The following is a 758-nucleotide window of genomic DNA, read 5'->3' on the forward strand; positions in this document are numbered from 1 at the left end:
TAGCACCATCCGCTGTCGGTCGATGGCTCCCGGCTTTAGGCGTACCGCTTCGGAAATGCGCAGACCGGCGGCGTAGCATGTTGTCAGGATCACTTGATGCTTGAGGCTCTCCACGCAGCCGAGGAAGTGCAGCACCTCTTCGGGGCTGAGGATGACGGCGAGTGTCTTGGGCGCCTTTGGACACGGAATGATGAGGTCGAAATCCCATTCGAAGCCGAGCGTGACACGGTACAAGAAACGGAGCGCTGAGACGGTCACGTGGATCGACTTCGGCGCCAACTTCTTCTCGTTCGTCAGATAGACTTGGTAGGCGCGGACATCTTCCGGCCCAAGCAAAGCCGGCGACTTCGCAAAATGGCGGGCGAACTGCGAAACCTGCAGCAGATAGGAATCCTGCGTATGCGGTGACAGGTTGCGGATCTGCATGTCGTTTATCATGCGTAACCGAAGCGGGGTCATTGAAGGCTCCTTGGCAAAAAAACGAAAACTGCCCGAGGGCAGCAACGCCATCTTGCTCGAAGCCAAGCCTATGAACGCTGCAAATTACGTCTCACCATGGCACGCCAAAGCAGTTACAGTTGCTTCAGCCGCATTCCTTCATCCGAAGATGGGCCACTCTTGCCGAGTGTTCTGCCGCGGAGCGGCTTCGTCCAAGCGGGATTATGTGCACCTCGTGATTATGCGCAGATTGCTGAGGCAGGAGGCTTTAACCGTCGGATTCTCGGACGACTTCCGGCTGGCGAACTGCGCATAACTTC

1 protein-coding gene is annotated in these 758 nt (G+C 57.0%); it reads right to left on the reverse strand.

Features of this window, described 5'->3' with window-relative positions:
• Positions 1–459: site-specific integrase (locus IVA82_RS34030; RefSeq protein WP_247493309.1), on the reverse strand; the 459-nt coding region annotated here is incomplete at its 3' end.
• Positions 460–758 lie beyond the last annotated feature (299 nt).

Source organism: Bradyrhizobium sp. 142, assembly GCF_023074015.1.
Lineage (GTDB): Bacteria > Pseudomonadota > Alphaproteobacteria > Rhizobiales > Xanthobacteraceae > Bradyrhizobium.